Origin of the sequence: Thermogemmatispora sp. (genome assembly GCF_019683755.1) — a bacterium.
In the GTDB taxonomy this organism is placed as follows: Bacteria; Chloroflexota; Ktedonobacteria; order Ktedonobacterales; family Ktedonobacteraceae; genus Thermogemmatispora.
The window spans coordinates 1-19108 of the sequence record NZ_JADGHT010000053.1; the positions used below are offsets into that span (position 1 = coordinate 1).

The following is a 19108-nucleotide window of genomic DNA, read 5'->3' on the forward strand; positions in this document are numbered from 1 at the left end:
GGGGTGTCGGGACGGGGAGGCGCCTCGCCCTGCTGGGCAATTCCTAGGGCGAGGCGGCAAGTCTTCTGTCCTGAGGGAGAGCACTTCAGCCGCGGAGAGGTGAGCTGCTGTGAGGCGAGCTAGTCCGACTGCGGCTTGGGTTCGCGCAAGTGACGCTCAAACCAGTCGAGGATGAAGCGGAGGCGTTGCAGGCGCAGGTAGGGATGGCCCCCGCGAGAGAGGCCGTGGCTCTGGCCCTCGAAGCGCACGTAACGCACCTCGCGACCCAGATACTTGAGCGCGGTAAAGAGCTGATCGGCCTGCTCGATGTTGCAGCGGAGATCTTGCTCACTGTGCAAAATCAAGAGCGGTGTCTTCATCTGCTGCACATAGGCCAGGGGCGACATACGCCAGTAGCGTTCCAGGTCCTCCCAGGGAGTAGTCTCCAATTCATCATCGGCAAAAACCCAGCCAAAATCGCTGCTCCCGAAGTCAGAAATCAGATTGGTCAGGCTACGATCGGCCACGGCAGCCCGGAAGCGATCGCTATGGCCGATCAGCCAGGCAGTCATAAAGCCGCCGTAGCTGCCCCCGATGACGCCGATGCGCTGTTCATCGATGCCACCCTGTTGCAGAGCCGCCTCGATGCCTGCCAAGATATCCAGCGAGTCCTTTTCACCCCAGGCTCCGCGCACGGCCAGGGCAAAGTCACGCCCATAGCCGCAACTTCCGCGCGGGTTGGTATAGAGCACGACGTAACCGGCGGCGGCAAGTACCTGCATTTCGTGGAAGAAGCCATAGCCATACTGCGTATTGGGGCCGCCATGAATCTCAACAATGAGCGGATAACGCTGGGAGGAATCGTAATGTGGAGGGCGCAGCAGCCAGCCATCCATTGGCCAATCATCGCAGCCACGGTAAGGGAGATATTCCGGTACGGCCAGCTTCAGTTCTTGCAACAGCTCATCATTGCAATGAGAGACCTGGCTGAGCGCCGGCGCGCCAGCGCCTTGCTCCTGCGTCGGTTCGTCCGCTCCCCGGGTCAGGGTCAGCGAGCAACGGTAGACCTCCGGTGGCTGGACAGCGCCGCCCATGAGCACAGCAGCGTTCTGACCTGTTTGATCCAGGGAGAAGTCGCGGACGTGCACTTCGCCAGGCGTGAGAGTTGGCGGTTCCTGACCGGCACCACTGATAGGAATAGCATAGAGCCTGGTTGCTCCGCGGCGCGAGGCCAGCACATAGAGCGTCTGACCGTCGGCAGACCAACCAGGCGGAGGCATCAGATGCTCATCGCCCAGGTCGCTATTAGTCCAGTCGACACAGCTCCCCTCAAAGTCAGTCGTCAGACACACGGGCTGGACCTGGCCCGGGACAGCCCCGTCGAGCGAGAGGATATAGAGATCGACATGGTTCGCTGAGCGATACTTTGGCATGGCCAAAAAGGCGAGATGGCGGCCATCTGGCGACCAGGAAGGCGAGGAGCACGACAAGGTTCCATCGGTCCACCGACGCAACTCACCCGGCTGTCCAGCCGCGATCGAGAGCGTATACAGATCGGGGCAAGGCATGCGCCAGCGATCTTCCTGGCGGCTGGAGACAAAGGCAATCTGCTGGCCATCGGGCGACCAGGCCGCATCACTGTCATCCCAGTCGCCATCGGTTAACTGGATAGGCTCACCTCCCTCGACGGGGATCAGAAAGAGGTGATGTCGTCGCTCATGAATAAACCCCACTCCGTCGAGGCGATACCAGAGGCGGTCAATCACCCGTGCCTTTGGCAGAGGCTTGCCTGCGGGCGTTTTTGGCTCACTTGGGCCGACTTGCGCCGAGAAGAGGAGATAGCGCCCATCGGGCGACCAGACGGGGCGTTCAACACCGTGCTCCATTCGGGTCAACTGGCGGGCCTCACCACCGTCCGCCGGCAGCAGCCAGATCTGGGTCGGACGTTGACCACCCTGCTCCGCGGCGGCTTCTACCGTCCCCGTCCTGGGCGGCTCCTCGCTCTCGCGATCAGAGACGAAAGCCAGCCAGCGCCCATCAGGCGACCAGGCAGGACTGTGCGCTCTGGCACGCCCACCAGTGAAGCGCCGAATCTCGCCCCCAGGCAGAGCTACCCAGATCGCCGAGCGATACTCGTGCTCCTGCTCGTCAATCGTGGTGACTACAAAGGCGATACGAGAACCATCGGGTGAAAGACGAGGTTGGCTGACAAAGCGCAGCCGATAGAGATCCTCAATCGTAATAGTCCTAGTCATAAACAGCTTCTTCTGATGGTTAACAAGACCGGCAGGAACGTATCACGCTCGCGAGGCAAGCTGCTCCAACCGGTCGACCCGCATTGACAATCATCCCCCATCGCTTCCCCGAAAGGAGGGGTCGATCTGTTCGAGGCCAGAGCATCGTGACTCTTCCCGGGCCAGGCAAGGAAGGAGGAGGAAGAAAACCGCATCATATGCCAATCCTCTTGAGGAAAGCTCTTGAGCAACGGCTATACCCGTACCTTGCCATCAGTGAGCAAGAGCCAGACTATGGCCTCTGACAGGCATGCGCTCGAGGGCAATAGGGGAACCAGGTCATTGAGCAGGCCGTAGGAGGCACTCGCTCTTTACGAGAGACAGCGAGGCCAACTTCCCTAATAGGTCCCAATCACCTGGAATGCACAAAGACATCATTTTTCTGAGATCTCTGCTATGTAGCAAGCATGACCATCGATGATCTCTTGCCTTGTTCACCATGATTCGCCTGATACTGATAGAGGCATGATACAGCGATAGGCTTCTTCCTGTCAAGCAAGCTCTCTGGCCTGGCCTGTTCGCCTGCCCAGCGGGGAGCGAATGAATGGCAACGAGAGGCGGACCGGAGCCGCGCAGAGTCCGCCGCGGCCGATCAGAACTGTGGATTCACAGCCCAGGTCAACAAATGGAACCAGAGGCCACAGAAATCATCAAGCAGCAGCTCGGCCAGTGCCTGCTGATAGAGGCGCTCAAAAGTCTCGGGGGCAACATCCGCACACGCGCAGACGAAATCCTGAACCAGCTTCCAAAATAGCATAAAATGCTGATAGCCCTCAGTCTGGGCTGGGGAGCCAGTTGAGAAATCGATCACAAACGGGCGACAGCCGACGTCGCGCCATCCTGCCGAGCGCAGAAGCTGACCTAGGACAGCCGTGATACCAAGGGTACGCCCATCGGGCGAGAAACTATATCCCCTGCGCCAGAGGGCGCGGGCTAAGTAAGCAGAGAGCTGCTCAAAGGCGGGGCTAGTTGTCAGGCACAGTTCGGCCTCGAGCAGTCGCATGCTCCCTCCGGGGCGTGTGACGCGGCGGCACTCGCGCAACAGCGGTAGCCAAGCAGAGATGGGCATCATGCCCATCAAGAAACGGGCGTTGACCAAATCAAAGGTATCATCGGGGAAGTCGAGGGGCTGCAAGGCATCCATTACGATAAATTCAACATTTGTCAGGCCGCGAGACCAGGCCTGCGCCTGGGCATACTCCACCACCGCGGGGCAGCTATCGATGCCAACCACCGTCACATGAGGATAGGCATACGCCACCGCCAGCGCCCAGCCGCCTGGGCCGCAGGCAACATCAAGGATCGTCTGTACCCCGCTCAGATCACCATCACGCTCCGGGAAGAGACCCCCCATGTGCCGTGTCACCAGCGGCTCTAGTTGCATGGCCCGTGCCAATTCAGCAGCGTCATCGGCCTCAATCACATAGGTTCCTCGCTCCCAGCAGGGTCTGATCCCATACCTCACACGCTCATCAATCATAGCGGTCAAGCTCCCTTCACAATCACAGCAGCGAACGCACTTACAGACCAGCAGCGAGGACCGCACGCCGCTCCTACCCCCCTGTCCGTTCTGGCCTGCCAGGCTGACAGAACCAGATGGATCATGGGAACAGCGGGGACCCTGCAGCCCCAACCGCTTCGCTATCCACTGCACTCCTACACTGCAAGGCAAGTGATTGGTACTCAGACCAGCCAACCTCGCCGTCAGGCTGGCCCGCATTCTCTTGTCGAGCAGCTTCGCCTCCATTGTAGCAGATCAGCTTTGGCCTGACCACCGGTAGCCATTTTTTGCGAGCTTCATCCCAAGTTGAGCGGATTCGCGTCACTGGTCCCCGACTAGCAAGACCCGCATCACAGGGGGATCAGACACAGTGGAAGCGAGGGGGAAGAGGGCCCTCACCACATAACCGCCCAGTCAAGCCGCAACAGAGAACGAGGCGTAGCAGAGGGAGCCAGCCTCACAACCAGGAGAAGCAACCAGTCGATCGAGAGCTATCGCCTGGTCACAGGAGAGCGAACTAATGACGCCGGCGATTGCGCCGACCACGCTCGGAGGTCAGATGAGAGGAGCTACGCCGACGGCCTCTTGCTTCACGTTGTAGGGCAAGATCAAGCGTCTCATGCAGGCGTTCGAAGTCATCGACATCAAGCTGCAACTCCACCGCAGGAGAATCATCGGCGCGGGCCCGTCCCTCCTCAAAGAGCTGGAGAATCATGACCAGCTCTACCTCAAACTCCATGACTTCTTCCTCAGCCGCCTCCTCGTCGACCAGCTCGGTTGTTGACTCCTCCTCTTCCTCGCCCGCACCCTCCTCCTCGGGCGCCTCGCTTTCATCTGGGAGATCGGCCTGAGTGAAGATCAGATTAGTGCGCACGCAGCGGAAGCGACCAGTCAGCTTCAGTGCGTCGGTGGCCATCTCTTCAGCCAGCTCCCGCACCACATCCATCATTTGGGTAAAGGCATCCTGCAGTTGCTCCAGCGCTCCCTCTTCCTCGGCACTTAGCTCACCCTCCTCGGCCAGTAACTCACTGCGCTCCGCAGCACTCGAGGAGGGATTAGCCTCGGGTAAGCGCTGCCGCGCCAGTTCGTTCAGGCGATCCAACGCCTGGGCGAGGGAGGGAGAGAAGGTACTTGCGCTGCTCTCTCGCTCTGTTGCATCATCAAAATGCTTGTCATCAAGTGGACGATTGCTATGCTCCTTTTCAAAGTGATTATCATCATCATCTTCTTCGAACTCAACATCGAGACCAACAGCCGCCTCTACCGCAAGGATCTGCTGATGAAGCTGTTCAGCAACCTCGCGGCTCATATACGCCTGGATACGAGCTTGCCGCGAGGCAGCCACCAATTGGAAAGGGGGCCAATCGCGGTAGCGCTCCCGGCCACGCAGATAGCGCACCTCGACCACCCCGAGGGTATCCAGCCGCAGCGAAAGCTCCATGAATCCCTCCTCGCAGAACGAACCGGCTGCGACACCACGCTTCAGTGAAACCGCTGGCAGCCTTATCAGCCAACAGCACGGAGTGCAGCCGTCATGTGATCCCTAGTCCTGCGCCGCCACGGCCAGTGGCCATGCCCACTGTGCGCTCCGACACCAGGGGGAGCGCACGGGCAAGCGGACAGACAGACGGGCGGATGGCATTGCCTCATGCGGCGCAAAAGGACCCGGAAGGTCAGACGTTTCAGGGTTGCAGTACTCTCTCGGGAGTTGACATCATCATACCACAAACCTTCTCCTTTGACACCGCAGTCTGTTAATCTCTACTGTGGGAGTAGGAGACCTGGTTTACCACTGATCTTGCTCTCCGGGATGTCCCTGGCTGGCTGGCCCCATTTGAGCCGCTGACGGGGTCTGGAAGGGAAGCCGGGAGGCCCCTCCTGGGCCCCGCCCGGAGAGGGGCGCGCCGAGCCGCTCTTCGGCGGCTCACACCCACCGGCTACAGGCGATATAATATTGTGTAGTAGGGAGGGAAGAGGGAGCGAGGACCAGAACGCCGCCCCTGGCGGCGCTGCGTGGGGCGTATTCTTTCCAGTCCAGGTCAGGTAGAGACCCGGCGTGGCTAGAAACCCAGACCTATGGAGCCAGAGCCATCTGTGCAACTTGAACAAATTCTGGGACATATCGCGGTCGGAGCCGCAGTCCTGGATGATACCGATTGGCGCGTTCTCTACAGTAACCAGTACTTGGTCTCGTTGCTGAACGAGCCGTGGCGCTCGCAAGGAGTGGTTGGTCACCGTCTCGCCGAGATACTTCCCCCGGAGCTTGTCTCCAGAGCTGTGCCGTATCTGCAGCGGGTCAGCACGACGCGTCAGAGTCTGGTCTTTCAGGACGTCCCTTATGAAGGGCTGCTGGCCAGTCGAGGGCGCACTTACTGGCGCATCTCCCTGATTCCGGTGACCTGGGGGGGGCAGCGTGGAGAGCGATGGGAGAAAGGGCGGCAGGAGGCCCTTCTGATTACCGTGGAAGATGTGACCAGCCAGGTGCGTTCACGCTTGCTGCTGAAGGCAATGCAGCACATTTCAGCGGCGATTGCCGGGCCGTTTGCCCTGCCCGAGGTCCTGGATCGTATTCTGCAGGCTGTTCAGGAGATGGTTGGCTCGACGCGTTGCGCCATTCTCCTGCTGGAGCCGGTGACCGAGGTTGAAACGGTGCTCCCCGATATCGCGCAAGCGCGCCCACCTGTGCGTCAAGAAGCCGTCGGCGAGTCCGAGCCGCTGGTGACCCTGGCGGCTCAGAAAGGATTGCATCCCAGTGCCCAGCAGTGGCGTCCCCGTTTGAATGAGCGCCTGCTCCTCAGCCGGGCTTTGCGCGAACAGCGTGCTTTGATCATTGAGGACACAGGCCAGTGTCCAGAGCTGGAGCTGCCGCTCCTTGATGACGATGGCCTGCCGCGCCGTCCCGGTTCCGTTCTGTGTGTGCCGATCTTCGATCCTCACCCCGAGCCGATGAGGCCGATCGAAGGTCGCGGAACGCAGGGCCAGGGTCTAGGGGAGCGCCCGCCAGTGGTAGGGACCATCGAGGTCTATCATCGACGGGCACGAGGCTTCCCTGCAGAGGAGGTTGAACTGCTCGAACAATTCGCCCGTCAGGCCGGCCTGGCTATCCATAACGCGCGCCTCTTTTTCAGCATCAACAGCCTGGCCCGTACGGCGAGTCGCAACGTGCGCCAGCGAGAGAATATCATGCAGGCTATTCCCGATGGGGTGGTGATCTACGACGCTCGCTGGCGCGTAGCAGACATGAATCACGCTGTGCGCCGCTTGCTGGGCTGGAGCGATGAGGTCCTGGGTCTCCCGATCTGGGAGGCACTGGCTCGCAGTCAGGCGCGCTTTGAGGAAGGGCTGCCCCGCGGGCCGGAAGATATTCCAGCTCTGGAACGCCGCGCCCTGGAACATAGCGTTGATGAAATTAAGGTCATCGGCGCCGATGGCCGCCCCTATGTCATTCGCCGTTCCTATGCACCCATTCACGACGCCGTTGGTGACATCTTCGCCTTCCTCGTGATCTACCACGATGTGACCGAGCAGGCAGCCGCACGCGAACGCATTGAGGCCGAGGTTGTGGCTCGGACGCTTGAGCTGGCCCAACGTAATCAGGCGCTGCAGGAGGCCAAGGCTGCACTTGAGGAGGAGAGCGCCCGCATGCAGACCCTCCTTGAGCGATTGCCCTCGGGCGTCCTCTTGATCTCCAAGGAGGCACGCGAGCGTCCTCGCATCAGCATCATCAATCGCCAGGCAGCCCGGCTACTGCGCCGGATGGGGGTGCCAGAGGCCCAAATCGATGACCCCGAGGAAATCATTCGCCGCCTGGCAGGACGCCCCAGCGAGGAGATCATCGATCGGATCAATGTCTACGGTCCAAACGGCGAGCTGATGGCTGTTGAGGAGCGACCGCTGGCACGCGCCCTGTTCCGCGGCGAGGCCAGCGAGAGCGAGCTCCATCTGAGCCAGCCTGATGGCACAACGCTATTCTTGCTGGCGAGTGCGGCGCCTTTACGAGCCAGCGATGGTACGATTAGCGGGGCGCTTCTGGTCTGGCACGAAATCACGCGTATGAAAGAGCTGGAGCGCGAGCGCGAAGATTTCTTTACGACGATGGCCCACGAGCTGAAAACGCCCCTGGCCAATATTCGTGCGCACCTGAGCGCCCTGCAGGCTGATGACCTGCGCTGGTCGCTGGAAGAACAGCGCGACTTTCTGCGCACCGCTGATGAGCAGGTGGAGCGCCTGGTCAGTATGGTCAATCAATTCCTGGATGCAGCGCGTGTCGAGGCCGGCGCGCTGCGGCTGGAGCTAGAGCCGGTTCTGCTCTCTGAGCTGGTCGAAGACCTCCAGGAGCGCCTGGAGGCCCTAATCGCAAGCTCGCATCGCAGCCTAGAGGTACGTGTCCCAGCTCAATTGCCCACGGTGCTGGCGGACTATGAGATGATTATCCGCGTGCTGACTAACCTGCTGAGCAATGCCTTTTATCACGCACCGGAAGGGGACACCGTCCTTCTGGAGGCAGAGCAGGTCAGTCCACGCGAGGTGGAGATCCGGGTCACCGACCACGGCCCCGGACTGACCCCCGAACAGCAAGAAGAGCTGTTCACGCGCTTTAGTACCTTCGCCGCTAGCCGTCGTCCGGCGGCGGACCGACCTGGCCAGCCGGCCCGGGACCGGCGCCGCGATAGTGCGCGTTGGAGTCCCGGTACAGGCCTGGGCCTCTATATCAGCCGCGGTATCATCGAGGCCCATCAGAGCGCATTGACGCTGCACAGCAGCCCTGGCCAGGGTACAACCTTCGCTTTCCGTCTCAGCATTGCAGGAGAACCAACAACAGCCCAGCCCCTGCTGCCCGCCTCAGCTCCGCGTGGCAATACAACCGGCTCCAGGGAGGGTGCACATGATGTCGGCTTCTGAGCGAGAGAAAAAACCATGCATTCTTTGTGTGGAAGATGATCCCCAGATGAGCGCCTTCCTGCGCGCGCAATTGAAAGCGCGTGGCTTTCAGGTGCAAACGGCTCGCGATGGGGCCCAGGGTATTGAGCTGGCCGCGCTCGTGCAACCTCAGCTTGTCTTGCTCGATTTATCTTTGCCGACGCTGGATGGCCTGGCGTTCTTGCGCCGCCTGCGCGAATGGAGCAATGCCCCAGTTATCGTACTCTCGGCCCACGATGAGGAGCCGGTCAAGATTAAGGCTCTCGATCAGGGGGCCGATGATTACCTGACCAAGCCCTTTAGCATCAACGAGCTGCTTGCCCGCGTGCGTGTCGCCTTGCGCCGGGCCGCTGAAACGGAGCGGCTGCTGAGCAGTCTGGGGCAGGGAACTACCAGCCCCAGTACGCCGATCTACCGCTGTGGTGGTCCTGACGGGCTGGAGGTGGATTTTGCCCGTCGTAAGGTGCGCTCCGGCGGCAAGGAGGTTCATCTGACTCCAACCGAATACGATTTGCTCTATGAGCTGACGCGCAACGCCGGCAAGGTGCTCACTCACCGCGAGCTGCTGCAGCGCGTCTGGGGGGCCGACTATGTAGGAGAGAATACCTATCTGCGTACCTTCATCCGGCACTTGCGCCGCAAACTGGAGCCCGACCCTGCCCATCCGCGTTTCTTGCGCAATGAGCCGGGTGTCGGTTACTTTGTCCCGCCCCCCGATGCTCCCCTGCTGAGTGATTTGTCGTAGGCAAAAGCACCTCTTTCCGGCAATTCACTCATGAAGGTCAACCTTCACAGGATTTTCACAGTTTCCCCTGCTGTGTTCACACAGTTGTCACTCGCCGTAATGTATACTCTGTAACAGAGGAGCTGACCGTGATTGCTTGCTTGCTTGTTCGCATCGAGAGGCGGAAAGGAGAGTATGCGAGGGCGCCCACACGCTAGCCCGGGGACTACCGTGAGGCGCTCAGGCCCGGATAAAGGAGATCAGTGTCAGTGGCCTAAGCCTTATGCAATGCAGGCTCTTGTGAAACGGGTCGCACGCCTGGTGATCCCGCTGGTGGGTTGATTACCCGCCCGCTTGCCAGTGAAGAAGGAGGACCACATGCAGGACCGCAAAGATGATCGTGAGATACTGCGCCGCGGTGGTTTTGATGAGGTTGAGATGCGCCGCCTGGCCAGGCTCCGCGAAGAGTACGCCGAGAGGGAACAACAACAGGCTCTTGCCGAACATCGCCGCCTGGAGTTTGTCCGCTGGCTTGTCGCAACGGGGAAGCTGAGCGATCAGATTGCGTGAGGCAAGGCGGCACCGATCACCCTGTTCGGAACGCTGCTCTAGCTCGTCAGGAAGGACTACAGCATACATCTATCCTCTTCGGTGCCATGGACCTTACAGCCGAGGGTAGCGCCGACCTCGCTCCTTCACAGGGCAGGTGCGGATGCTGCCCTCTTTACGCTTCTGGACGGCCTCCACGTTGAATGGCTGTATGCCCACTCACTGGACTGGCTTGACCAAGCTCTGACGAGAGACAAGGCCCGCCTGCCACTGCGCCGGCCATCGGGCCTGACTGCCTCCAGCTCGTTCCCTGAGAGACCTCTGAGGCCTTGCCTCCTCCGGCTGCTGGCAGGCGATCAGTGGTCTCTCGCTTGGGGCAATGCATGCGCCGCTGCCTGTCATGTGTGGCCGTCAGCGCGCTGGGACCCGTCATCCTGGCTTTTCCCGTCCTGCCAGCTCTGGTGGCGCGGGGCCTCGGAGGCTAGTCGCCGTGGGGAAGCAGATTGACGTGTCAAGGTGAGGATGCGCTCCATGACCTCTGCTGGGGGTTGAAGGCGCGGCAAATGTTCTATGAACAGGCGATCCAGTTCATCAAACTCTTCTTGCGGCTCTTCCCCTTCCTGCGCTGCTGCTGCAGGTTGGATTGATCGCTCGCGCTGCTCCCGCATAAACAATTTCCCCTGGATGTTGTTCCTTGGCTCGCTCGTGCTCTGCTATGTACAACGAACAACATCCAGGGGAAGTTTCACGCGCTAGGGCTTGCTTCCTACCGCACAACCGAGCTGGGCGACGATGAGAGCGTCGGCTTTAGGCCAAAGCGGCAGTGATCCTGCCTGTATATTCATGCAGAGCGGCGCGCAGGAGCGGCTTAGCCCGCTGAAAGTAGGTCTTGGCAGTAGCTTCCGGCATCTGCAGGGCCTGACCGATTTCAGCAAAGCTGAGCTGGGCCAGGTAGCGCAGCAGAACAACGGCCCGGAAGCGCGGTGGTAGCGCCTGAATGGCCTCCTGTAGAATGCGCTGAAGATCGTGGCGCTCGGCAAGCTCCTCCGGAAGCGGCCCACTATCGGGCATGGCGTCTAAGGGAGAAGGCTCATCCTCCTCGGTGCTGCCTTCCAGCTCGGAGAAATGAACGGCGCGCTTGCGCCGCAGTTCGTCCAGACAGCGATTGCGAGCCACCTGGAAAAGCCAGGCTTTCAGCGGCTCGCCGGTGCGGAGATTCGGCAGCGAGATGTAGAGTTGCAAGCAAACCTGCTGCAGAATATCACAAGCCTGGTCGTAGTCGCCGAGAAAGTGATAGATAAAGCTAAACAGAGCTGTTTGATAGCGCTTTACCAGCATTTCAAAGGCCCGCTCATCACCAGCAAGGGCTTTTTGGGCCAGAATGCCATCTATATTTACCGCAGGGCGTTCTTGCTTTGCCATTGTTTCGTATCCTCGTCGCTCTTCGTCTCGCTTTCTTGCTAGACAGAAGAGTACCGTTTTTCCCAGCGGATTACAAGGCATTCTGCCCCTGATAAGCTCTGCAGTAACAAGCTCTAAGCAGAAACTAAACCAGAGGGTCGCTTTCTTAGGACTTTTTAAGCTGCTGGTGCTCGGCCAGGCGAGGCCGGTGGCCCCCAGGCCGAGCGGCTAGATATTGGAACGCGACTGGGCCCCATCGACTGGGATACAGGCGCCACTTACCAGCGAGGCAGCGGAAGAGGCCAGGAAGACCACGACCGCCGCCACCTCTTCGGGCGTTCCGAAGCGTCCTAACGGGAGCTCGCTTTTCACAAAGGCCTCGATGCTCTCGGGGTCTGCCTGGCGCCGGCGATCCCAGGAGCTGCCCGGGAAGAGCAAGGAGCCAGGAGCGACGCTGTTGACCAGGATATTATTGGGAGCAAATTGACGAGCAAGCGATTTGGTGAGGCTAATAGAGGCTGCTTTGAGGGCATTGTAGGCGGGCCTTCCCCCGGATTCGCGCCCGAAGATCGAAGAGATAGCAATGATCCGCCCGCCGCCCTGGCGGCTCATGATGGGAGCCACCAGGCGCGCGAAGTGGCTGAGCGCCAGGACGTTGAGCGCAAGAGCGTCATGCCAATCCTCATCACTGGTGTCGAAAATCGTCTGGCCGCGGGCCCCACCGGCGTTATGGACCAGGATGTCGATGCGCCCATAGTGAGCCATGACCTCCTGGACAATACGCTCAATGTTCTGAGGAACCATCAGATCCGCAGCGATGGTCAGGACGTCGATGCCGGCGCTGTGCAGCTCCTCGGCTGTTTCTTCCAGAGCCTTGCGCCCGCGAGCAATGATAGCTAGCCGACAGCCTTCAGCGCCCAGCGCGCGGGCGATAGCCTTACCTACTCCGCGGCTGGCTCCCGTGACAATAGCGATTTTGCCTTCCAAGCCCAGATCCATAGGCAAGCCTCCACAAAACGCTAAGAGAGCGAGCAACTCCCCCCTGCTGGCAGGGGGACAGGCATGGCTATAAATGAGTGCACAGAGTATCTTGCTCAGCCCACGCAAGCAAGGTGCCTGAGCTGAGCAGCGACCAGCACGGCGGTCCCCTGCCCCGATCAGCCCGACGGTGCCGCCCTTTCGGAGTCCGGTCGGTTGGCAAGAGCAGGCAGAGCGGAAAGAGAAGGGTGCCGACCTGGGCTCCGGCTGGCGACCACGGTTTGTCTCAGAAGCGGGGCAATTGGGGCGTGCTCAGGACCCGGCTGAAGAACTGGCTGACGATGCGCTGATCGGCTCGACTGCCGACGCGCACCAGCAAGACATTGGCCGGGTCCATCGCGATATTTGGCTCGTTGGTCGGATATTCCTTGAAGCCTTGTGAACCAAAGAGCTTGATCAGCATCTCTCGGTAACGATAAATCGACAAGCCAGTTCCCTCGGTGTCCCAGTGCCAGGAGAGGCCAACAGCAAAGAAGATCAGATCCTCACGCGCCTCCAGATCGAGTGCAAAGGCCAGGAGATTGCGCGCAATTCCCAGGCCACGCCAGTCCCGGCTCACCTCGATAGCCACCTCATAGACCTGCTCCAAGCCCTCCCACCAGGCGTCTCCCGGAGCCAGCGTCACTTCGCCAACGATCTCCCCTGCCGGCGTATGGGCCAGAGCCAAAGCACAGTCAGCCCGCCGCGCGATCTCCAAGAGCAGGCGATGCTCCCGCTCGGGTAGGCGTGTGAAAGAGCAGAGGCCACGAGAGGGACGCAGGCGCTCCACCAGCGAAGGTGGACAGAAATCGCGCATGAGCACAGGCCCGCGCGCTGTCTGGAACGTCTGACTGCGCGAAGGAGTGTCAGCCCCGCGAAGATGGAGCAAATCGAAGAGGCCAGCAAGAGGAGAGCGCTGGCGCAGCGGCGGGAAAGCCGGACGTACCGCTGGGGGTACGGCCAGGTGGCGTACGAGCGAGGCGGTATGTCGATTGGCGCGAGTGATCTCCTGGATGCGTGGCACTGGGGGAAACTGCTCAGGCCGATCGTCAAAGGTCGTAGGAAAGTCACTCTCCTGGAGAGGTTTGCCCATCACCTCCCATGTCTCGCGCTCTCGCTCGCGCATCGCTTCCCAGGCCGGACGCCAGCGCTCGATCCAGCTTGCTGGGAGGTGGGTTGGCAGAGGCAGACCGGCCATTTCCGCCCAGACCAGGGCCCAGGCACGAGGTACTACACGGTAAGGATCATAGCCTCCCCCCCCAACGGCGACCCAGCGCCCACTACAATAGCGGTGGGCCAGCTCGTGTACCAGGCGCACCTGAGCACGTAAGGCTCGCATGCTGAGAGCCAGATGTGTCAGTGGATCCCAGGCATGGGTATCGCAGCCGTGATTGCTGATGATGACGTCTGGAGCGAATGAGAGCGCCAGCGGCGGCAGCAAGTTCTCAATGACCTCAATATAGGAGTCATCCTGTGTGAATGGTTCCAGGGGCACATTGACTGAGTAACCGCGGCCAAGCCCATTCCCCAGCTCAAGGACATCACCGGTGCCCGGAAAGAGGTAGCGACCCGTTTCGTGGAGGGAGAGAGTCAACACGCGCGGTTCATCGTAGAAAGCGCGCTGGACCCCGTCGCCATGATGAGCGTCGAAGTCGATATAAAGGACTTTGGCTTCACTGGCACGCAGCACGTGGGCAATAGCGACCGCGGCATCATTGTAGACGCAGAAGCCTGACGCTCGGTTGGCCCAGGCATGATGCAACCCGCCGCCAGGGTGGAAGACATGAACAGGCCGTTCAGCGGGCGAGGAGAACTGACCGCCCTCGGGAAGTCCCAAGACGGCGCAGAGAGCTATCAAAGTGCCTCCGGCAATCATGGCCGAGACCTCATGCATCTCTGGCATAATGGGGGTGTCGCCATCGCCGAAGCCATAGCGAAAGGCCTGCTGCTCGAGCTCCCGTCGTTGCTGGGAGGGGAGGGTTACAAGCTGTGAGGCGACGGCCCCCAACCGCTGCACGGCTGCCAAGTAGTCATCAGTATGGATCAGCCGCAGCTCGTCAAGGGAGGCGGGGCGAATGGGGAGATGCAACCAGGGATCGCCCTGGCGCCAGAGCTGGCACGTCTCCAGCAGATCGAGCAAGGCCCGCATGCGATCCGCCTGCAAGGGATGATTGGCTCCAAAATCATAATGGAGTTCCAGTGGATCAAAAGCCAGGCACACGCGCGGATGGGAAGCATGATCAGCGTTGGTCATGACTGCTTTCCTCCAGGGCTAGATCGGGAAACGCATACTCGATGCCCTCGTCCTGCAGGCGCATCAGCAGCGGGGCAGGATTAATGGTACCCAGACGCACGGTGGCCACGCGAGGTTGCCCGTTCCGCGGTGGAACGACGACCAAGCTGCGAACCTGGACACGCAGCTCAGCGGCCAGGAGCAGGAGGCGGGCCAGCGGGGTTGGATTGCCAGCAGTGAAGGGGATCAGCAACTGCATGCCTGGCTCAAAGGCCCCCAGGGCCCGTGCCAGCGCAATGAGGAGATCGCTACGTGTCAAGAGGCCCACCAGGAGGGGGCGCGTCCGCTGCTCCTGCTGCTCATACTCGATAACAGGCAAGCCGTTGAGTCCGCGCTCGACCAGCAACTGTGCGGCAGCAGCGACGCTCGTCGTAGGGGTCACGCAGACAGGGCTGCGATCCATAACCTCCTGGACATGTCGCTCCTGCCAGGGCTGCTGACCAGCGGCAGCAACCGCCAGATCGATGTCCTGCGAGGTCAACAGTCCTTCCAGATAGAGCGGCTTCACAGCACCGGTGAAGCCGAACAAGGCAGGCTCTCCCTGGACAACTGGCAGATGATGAAACTGGAACTGACGGAGCAGCGTCGCAGCGTGCCCCAGCGTATCAGCGGGGGTCACTGTGATGAGTTTTCTGGTCATGACGTCTCTTACAAGCACGAGGTGCCCACCTCCTTCTGTTGCAAGCCGGCCCGCTGGCAGCTAACCGATACTGAATAGCACAATCTTCAGCCGTCTTTATGATAGCATATGGCGGCCCAGAGAGAGACAGACCGCTCTTCTTGCGCCGTGCTCTGGTGGATATGACCCCTGGACTAGCCTATCTGGGGGAGAGAGAACCGACCTCAGCCGCTGTTTCGTTTCCACCTATGGCATCCTGTTCTGGAGGAGGCCGATCGCTCCTTTAGCACGCTTCCTGACTACTTATTCAGAGGTAACGCTGTTAGCCCGTTTTTGGGAGAGCAGGGTTTTTGAGGAGGACCTGGACCGTCATGATGACTCCGACACGACGCTCCAGCCGGGGAAAGGCACTGAGCCGGATTCCTACCAGGCCCCTGGGGACCACAGCCGACGCCAGTTCAGGAGGCTCCAGGCGCTCAACTGTCTTGATCACGCTCTTCTTTGGGCTGATCCTGGTACCGACTCTGGCGGCAGGTACCACGCTGGCTTGGCAGTTGCTCATGCGCTCGCAACGGCCAGCGACACTGCTCAATGAGGAGCGTCTAGGAGAACAGGCTGAGCCGGTGAAGCCGTTCGATCCTAATCAGGGGGCGATTCTCCCTCGCTACCGCGTCGTGGCTTTCTATGGCATTCCCGGCGCACCTGCTACAGGACCGGCCTATCAGCTCAATGGCCAGATGTTGGCCCGGCTGCAGGCACAGGGGGAGGCTTACGCACAGCTTGATCCCTCACACCCGGTAAAGTTGGCGATCGATCTGGTGGCCAGCGTGCCCGATCGCTACCCCGGTCCCCAGGGCACCTACAGCCACCGTCTGTCACCGGAGACGCTCGATGAGTATATTCGCTTCTGCCAGGAACATGGTCTGTTGCTGTTTCTGGACCTGAGCTTCGGCCAGGCTTCCGTGATGCAGGAGTTGAATTTCTTTCTGCCTTATCTGGAGCACTATAGCTTTGTGGAATTGGCCATCGATCCCGAATGGATGTTTCCTCGCCACAACGGCATTCCTGGCGTCAATCTTAGTAATGTGCGTGCCTCCGACCTGAACCCGGTGATCGAGACGCTCGCCGCCTTGCCCATGCAGTACCATGTACCGCGCAAGATCCTGGTGATTCATCAATACCGCGGCGATGGGGATGGTCTAAAGAATCCTTATGATGCCTCTGTCGCCGAATTCGCTGATAAGCGTAATCTGCTCTATGATCCCCGCGTTGATGTAGTGATCCATGTAGATAGCGTCGGCGGCTATCGGGGAGATCAGCAGGATAAGATTCGTCAATATACGATGTGGGTGCAGCAGGATATGCAGAAGTATCATAATTTTCGTTATGGTGGTTTTAAGCTCTTCTATCATATCGAGGCACATACTCTGATGACACCAGCGCAGGTCCTGGCGCTGCAGCCGCCCCCTATGGTGATCTCTTACGGCAATTAAGTGAGCAGGGAGCCAGCCGGCACATCGCTGCCGCGCGTGGGTGGGAGATGGCGTCTCCGTCAGTTGACTGTCCCCTCCGAGAAAGGACGTTTGTCTCTAGTGCTCAGTCCTTGGCGGTGGTCACCTTTGGCAGACGAGCGAGCCTCGCTCCTTCCCTCGCATGCATTGTTGGGCACTCCGTTCGTGCGCTCCAGCTTTTTCTCTCCACGGTGCTTTCTCCCTATGTCAGCCGACCCCGAGGGCCTGTAACCTGCAGACGTAAGACGTAAGCGGATACCGCGGTAGCCAAGGCCGCAGGCCTGCGGCCTTCTACACTCCTGGATCTCACTTTTGGAGGGTGATCATGCTACGGGTTCTTTCAAGGCAGTTCAAGCTCATGCTTGTGATGCTGGCCATCGGAGTCATGCTGGTCTCTTGTGGAGGAAGCAGTGCAGCGACAGGTGGCAGTAACGTGGCCTCGACAGCCACGGTGAGTACAATGAGCACGACCCCAACGGCGGCTCCGGCGTCAGGCCCTGTGGTTGTCAAGACTACAATGGTGTCGCTCAATGGTCAGTCGACTACCATTCTGACGGATATACGGGGCAGGACGCTCTACTACTTTACCTCGGATACGCCGACTCAGTCGGCCTGTACAGGCGGCTGCGCCAGTACCTGGCCTCCTCTGCTCTTTCAGGGAAATGGTTCTCCGCAGAGTGCCACTCCCCTGCCCGGTAGACTCAGCGTAGTCAAGGATGCTCATGGGCAGCAGATCGCCTACAACGGGCACCTGCTCTATACCTATGCTGGTGACACCGCTCCCGGGCAGATCCATGGCAATGGGGTCGGAGGGCGCTGGTTTGTGGCGACGCCTTCCCTGTCGGTGCTGGCACCTCCGACACCCGGCGGCAGCCAGTACAAGTACTAAGCCGGCGCTAGACAAGAGGCGCTTCCAGGGGATAGAGTGAACGGGGCGGGCTGGACCCAGTGCGCCCCGTTCACGCTGTGATCAAGAAGGAGGCAAGCGAGATGTCTGAGCGTGCTGAGAGCGCCGCAAGAGAGCAGCCTGGTGGGGCCAGGCCGCTGTTGGTAGAGCCAGAGGGAGCGATTCTGGTAGTGACGCTGAATCGGCCCGAGAGGCGTAATGCTATCTCTTCAGAGCTGGCAGCAGCCCTGCTGGAGACCTTCCGCCGCTTTGACGCTGATCCAACTTTGAGCGTGGCCGTGCTGACAGGCTCGGGAGGGTGCTTTTGCTCCGGCTTTGATCTGAAGGAGTTGGCGGCGGGCCAGATGCCGAAGCTTGATAGCGATGGCAGCGGTCCGCTGGGGCCAACACGCCTGCTTTTGCAGAAGCCTGTGATTGCAGCTATCGAGGGCTATGCCGTAGCCGGTGGCCTGGAGTTGGCGCTTTGGTGCGATCTGCGCGTGGCGGCAGAAGATGCCGTTTTTGGGGTCTACAATCGTCGCTGGGGTATCCCTTTGATCGATGGGGGGACAGTGCGCCTGCCTCGCCTCATCGGCCAAAGCCAGGCGCTCGACTTGATCCTGACCGGACGTAGTGTCTCGGGTGAGGAGGCCTGGCGCATGGGCCTGGTCAACCGCCTGACGCCTCATGGCGAGGCACTGCCCACAGCCCTGACGCTGGCCCGTCAGCTTGCAAGCTTTCCCCAGCAGTGCCTGCGCTCCGACCGGCTCTCCGTCTATGAGCAATGGTCTCTCCCGCTGCCAGAAGCCCTCCACCTGGAGGCCAGCTACGGCTTGAAGACCCTCCAGACGGACGAAGCTAAGAGCGGGGCCAGGCGCTTTGCCGAAGGACATGGCCGCCACGGGCGCTTTGATGATTTCTAAGGCTCCTTTGGACTGCACCGACATCCCTATCTGGCTCTCCTGCTGGGCCTCCCCCTCTGCTTGGAAGCGGGGAGGCCCAGCATCACCCACCGAGCGCGCTCGCTCCTCGGCCTGCCGCCCAGCGCAGGTCTCCCCCCGCTTTCTCCCTCTCCCTTGACAAAGTTCATCCCCGACAGGTATATATTACTCGTAACCGTTTACGTAATCGTTTACGGTACCGCTTGCGGAAAGCAAGCGAGCGGGACGTCGCCCTCGCTATCCGTAGGAATCAGGGACGGTTCCGCGGAGCGGGTGCGCAGAAGTAGTAGTAGCGCAAGGAAAGGAAAGCAAGGAAAGCTATGGCATCACAGGTACCCAGGCGCGATCGTCTGTGGGGACGTAAGCACCTGCTGGCGCTGCTGGCCCTGCCCGTATTGCTGCTGACGGGCCTTGTTGGCAATCAGGCGCGGGTCCACGCTGCCAGCTACTGCCAGGTCACCTACACCGTGGTG

The 19108-nt window shown here is 60.4% G+C and carries 14 protein-coding genes; 6 read left to right on the plus strand and 8 right to left on the minus strand.

Translation table 11 applies throughout. The features are described 5' to 3' along the window. Positions 1 to 119: 119 nt before the first annotated feature. The 3 genes from IRZ24_RS05895 to IRZ24_RS05905 all read right to left on the minus strand — a co-directional run bounded on the left by IRZ24_RS05895 (position 120) and on the right by IRZ24_RS05905 (position 5215). Positions 120 to 2234, minus strand: coding sequence for a S9 family peptidase (locus IRZ24_RS05895; protein ID WP_297161125.1), 2115 nt, complete (start codon positions 2232 to 2234; stop codon positions 120 to 122). 631 nt (positions 2235 to 2865) lie between these two features. Further along, the gene (locus IRZ24_RS05900) at positions 2866 to 3753 is read right to left on the minus strand and encodes a class I SAM-dependent methyltransferase (protein ID WP_297161127.1); all 888 of its coding nucleotides are present in this window, start codon (positions 3751 to 3753) and stop codon (positions 2866 to 2868) included. Between the two features lie 538 nt (positions 3754 to 4291). Next, a complete protein-coding gene (locus tag IRZ24_RS05905; RefSeq protein ID WP_297161129.1) occupies positions 4292 to 5215 on the minus strand; it encodes a hypothetical protein in 924 nt (307 codons plus the stop codon). 653 nt (positions 5216 to 5868) lie between these two features. On the opposite strand from IRZ24_RS05905, the gene IRZ24_RS05910 reads away from it, so the two are divergent. The 3 genes from IRZ24_RS05910 to IRZ24_RS05920 all read left to right on the plus strand — a co-directional run bounded on the left by IRZ24_RS05910 (position 5869) and on the right by IRZ24_RS05920 (position 9988). Next, entirely contained in the window at positions 5869 to 8676 is a 2808-nt protein-coding gene (locus tag IRZ24_RS05910) for a PAS domain-containing protein (protein ID WP_297161131.1), read from the plus strand. Next, the gene (locus IRZ24_RS05915) at positions 8660 to 9439 is read left to right on the plus strand and encodes a response regulator transcription factor (RefSeq protein WP_297161133.1); all 780 of its coding nucleotides are present in this window, start codon (positions 8660 to 8662) and stop codon (positions 9437 to 9439) included. Before IRZ24_RS05910 ends, IRZ24_RS05915 begins: the two co-directional genes overlap by 17 nt. Before the next feature lie 357 nt (positions 9440 to 9796). Further along, positions 9797 to 9988: a hypothetical protein gene (locus tag IRZ24_RS05920; protein ID WP_297161135.1), complete on the plus strand. Its 192-nt coding sequence runs from the start codon at positions 9797 to 9799 to the stop codon at positions 9986 to 9988. A gap of 377 nt (positions 9989 to 10365) precedes the next feature. Here IRZ24_RS05920 and IRZ24_RS05925 read toward each other — a convergent pair whose 3' ends face one another. From IRZ24_RS05925 to IRZ24_RS05945, 5 genes are all read right to left on the minus strand, one after another. Next, the gene (locus tag IRZ24_RS05925; RefSeq protein ID WP_297161137.1) at positions 10366 to 10635 is read right to left on the minus strand and encodes a hypothetical protein; all 270 of its coding nucleotides are present in this window, start codon (positions 10633 to 10635) and stop codon (positions 10366 to 10368) included. A gap of 139 nt (positions 10636 to 10774) precedes the next feature. Further along, positions 10775 to 11389, minus strand: coding sequence for an RNA polymerase sigma factor (locus IRZ24_RS05930; RefSeq protein WP_297161139.1), 615 nt, complete (start codon positions 11387 to 11389; stop codon positions 10775 to 10777). 207 nt (positions 11390 to 11596) lie between these two features. Continuing rightward, positions 11597 to 12367 (minus strand): SDR family oxidoreductase, encoded by a 771-nt coding sequence (locus IRZ24_RS05935; RefSeq protein ID WP_297161140.1) that lies wholly within the window; start codon positions 12365 to 12367, stop codon positions 11597 to 11599. 265 nt (positions 12368 to 12632) lie between these two features. After that, positions 12633 to 14639 (minus strand): GNAT family N-acetyltransferase, encoded by a 2007-nt coding sequence (locus IRZ24_RS05940; RefSeq protein WP_297161142.1) that lies wholly within the window; start codon positions 14637 to 14639, stop codon positions 12633 to 12635. Further along, positions 14626 to 15318: a CBS domain-containing protein gene (locus tag IRZ24_RS05945; protein WP_297161144.1), complete on the minus strand. Its 693-nt coding sequence runs from the start codon at positions 15316 to 15318 to the stop codon at positions 14626 to 14628. Before IRZ24_RS05945 ends, IRZ24_RS05940 begins: the two co-directional genes overlap by 14 nt. Positions 15319 to 15668: 350 nt before the next feature. On the opposite strand from IRZ24_RS05945, the gene IRZ24_RS05950 reads away from it, so the two are divergent. The 3 genes from IRZ24_RS05950 to IRZ24_RS05960 all read left to right on the plus strand — a co-directional run bounded on the left by IRZ24_RS05950 (position 15669) and on the right by IRZ24_RS05960 (position 18617). Continuing rightward, positions 15669 to 16790 (plus strand): hypothetical protein, encoded by a 1122-nt coding sequence (locus IRZ24_RS05950; RefSeq protein ID WP_297161146.1) that lies wholly within the window; start codon positions 15669 to 15671, stop codon positions 16788 to 16790. 376 nt (positions 16791 to 17166) lie between these two features. Beyond that, complete coding sequence (locus IRZ24_RS05955; RefSeq protein WP_297161148.1) at positions 17167 to 17697, plus strand: hypothetical protein; 531 nt, start codon at positions 17167 to 17169, stop codon at positions 17695 to 17697. 101 nt (positions 17698 to 17798) lie between these two features. Next, positions 17799 to 18617, plus strand: a complete 819-nt coding sequence (locus IRZ24_RS05960; protein WP_297161150.1) for a crotonase/enoyl-CoA hydratase family protein — start codon at positions 17799 to 17801, stop codon at positions 18615 to 18617. Positions 18618 to 19108 lie beyond the last annotated feature (491 nt).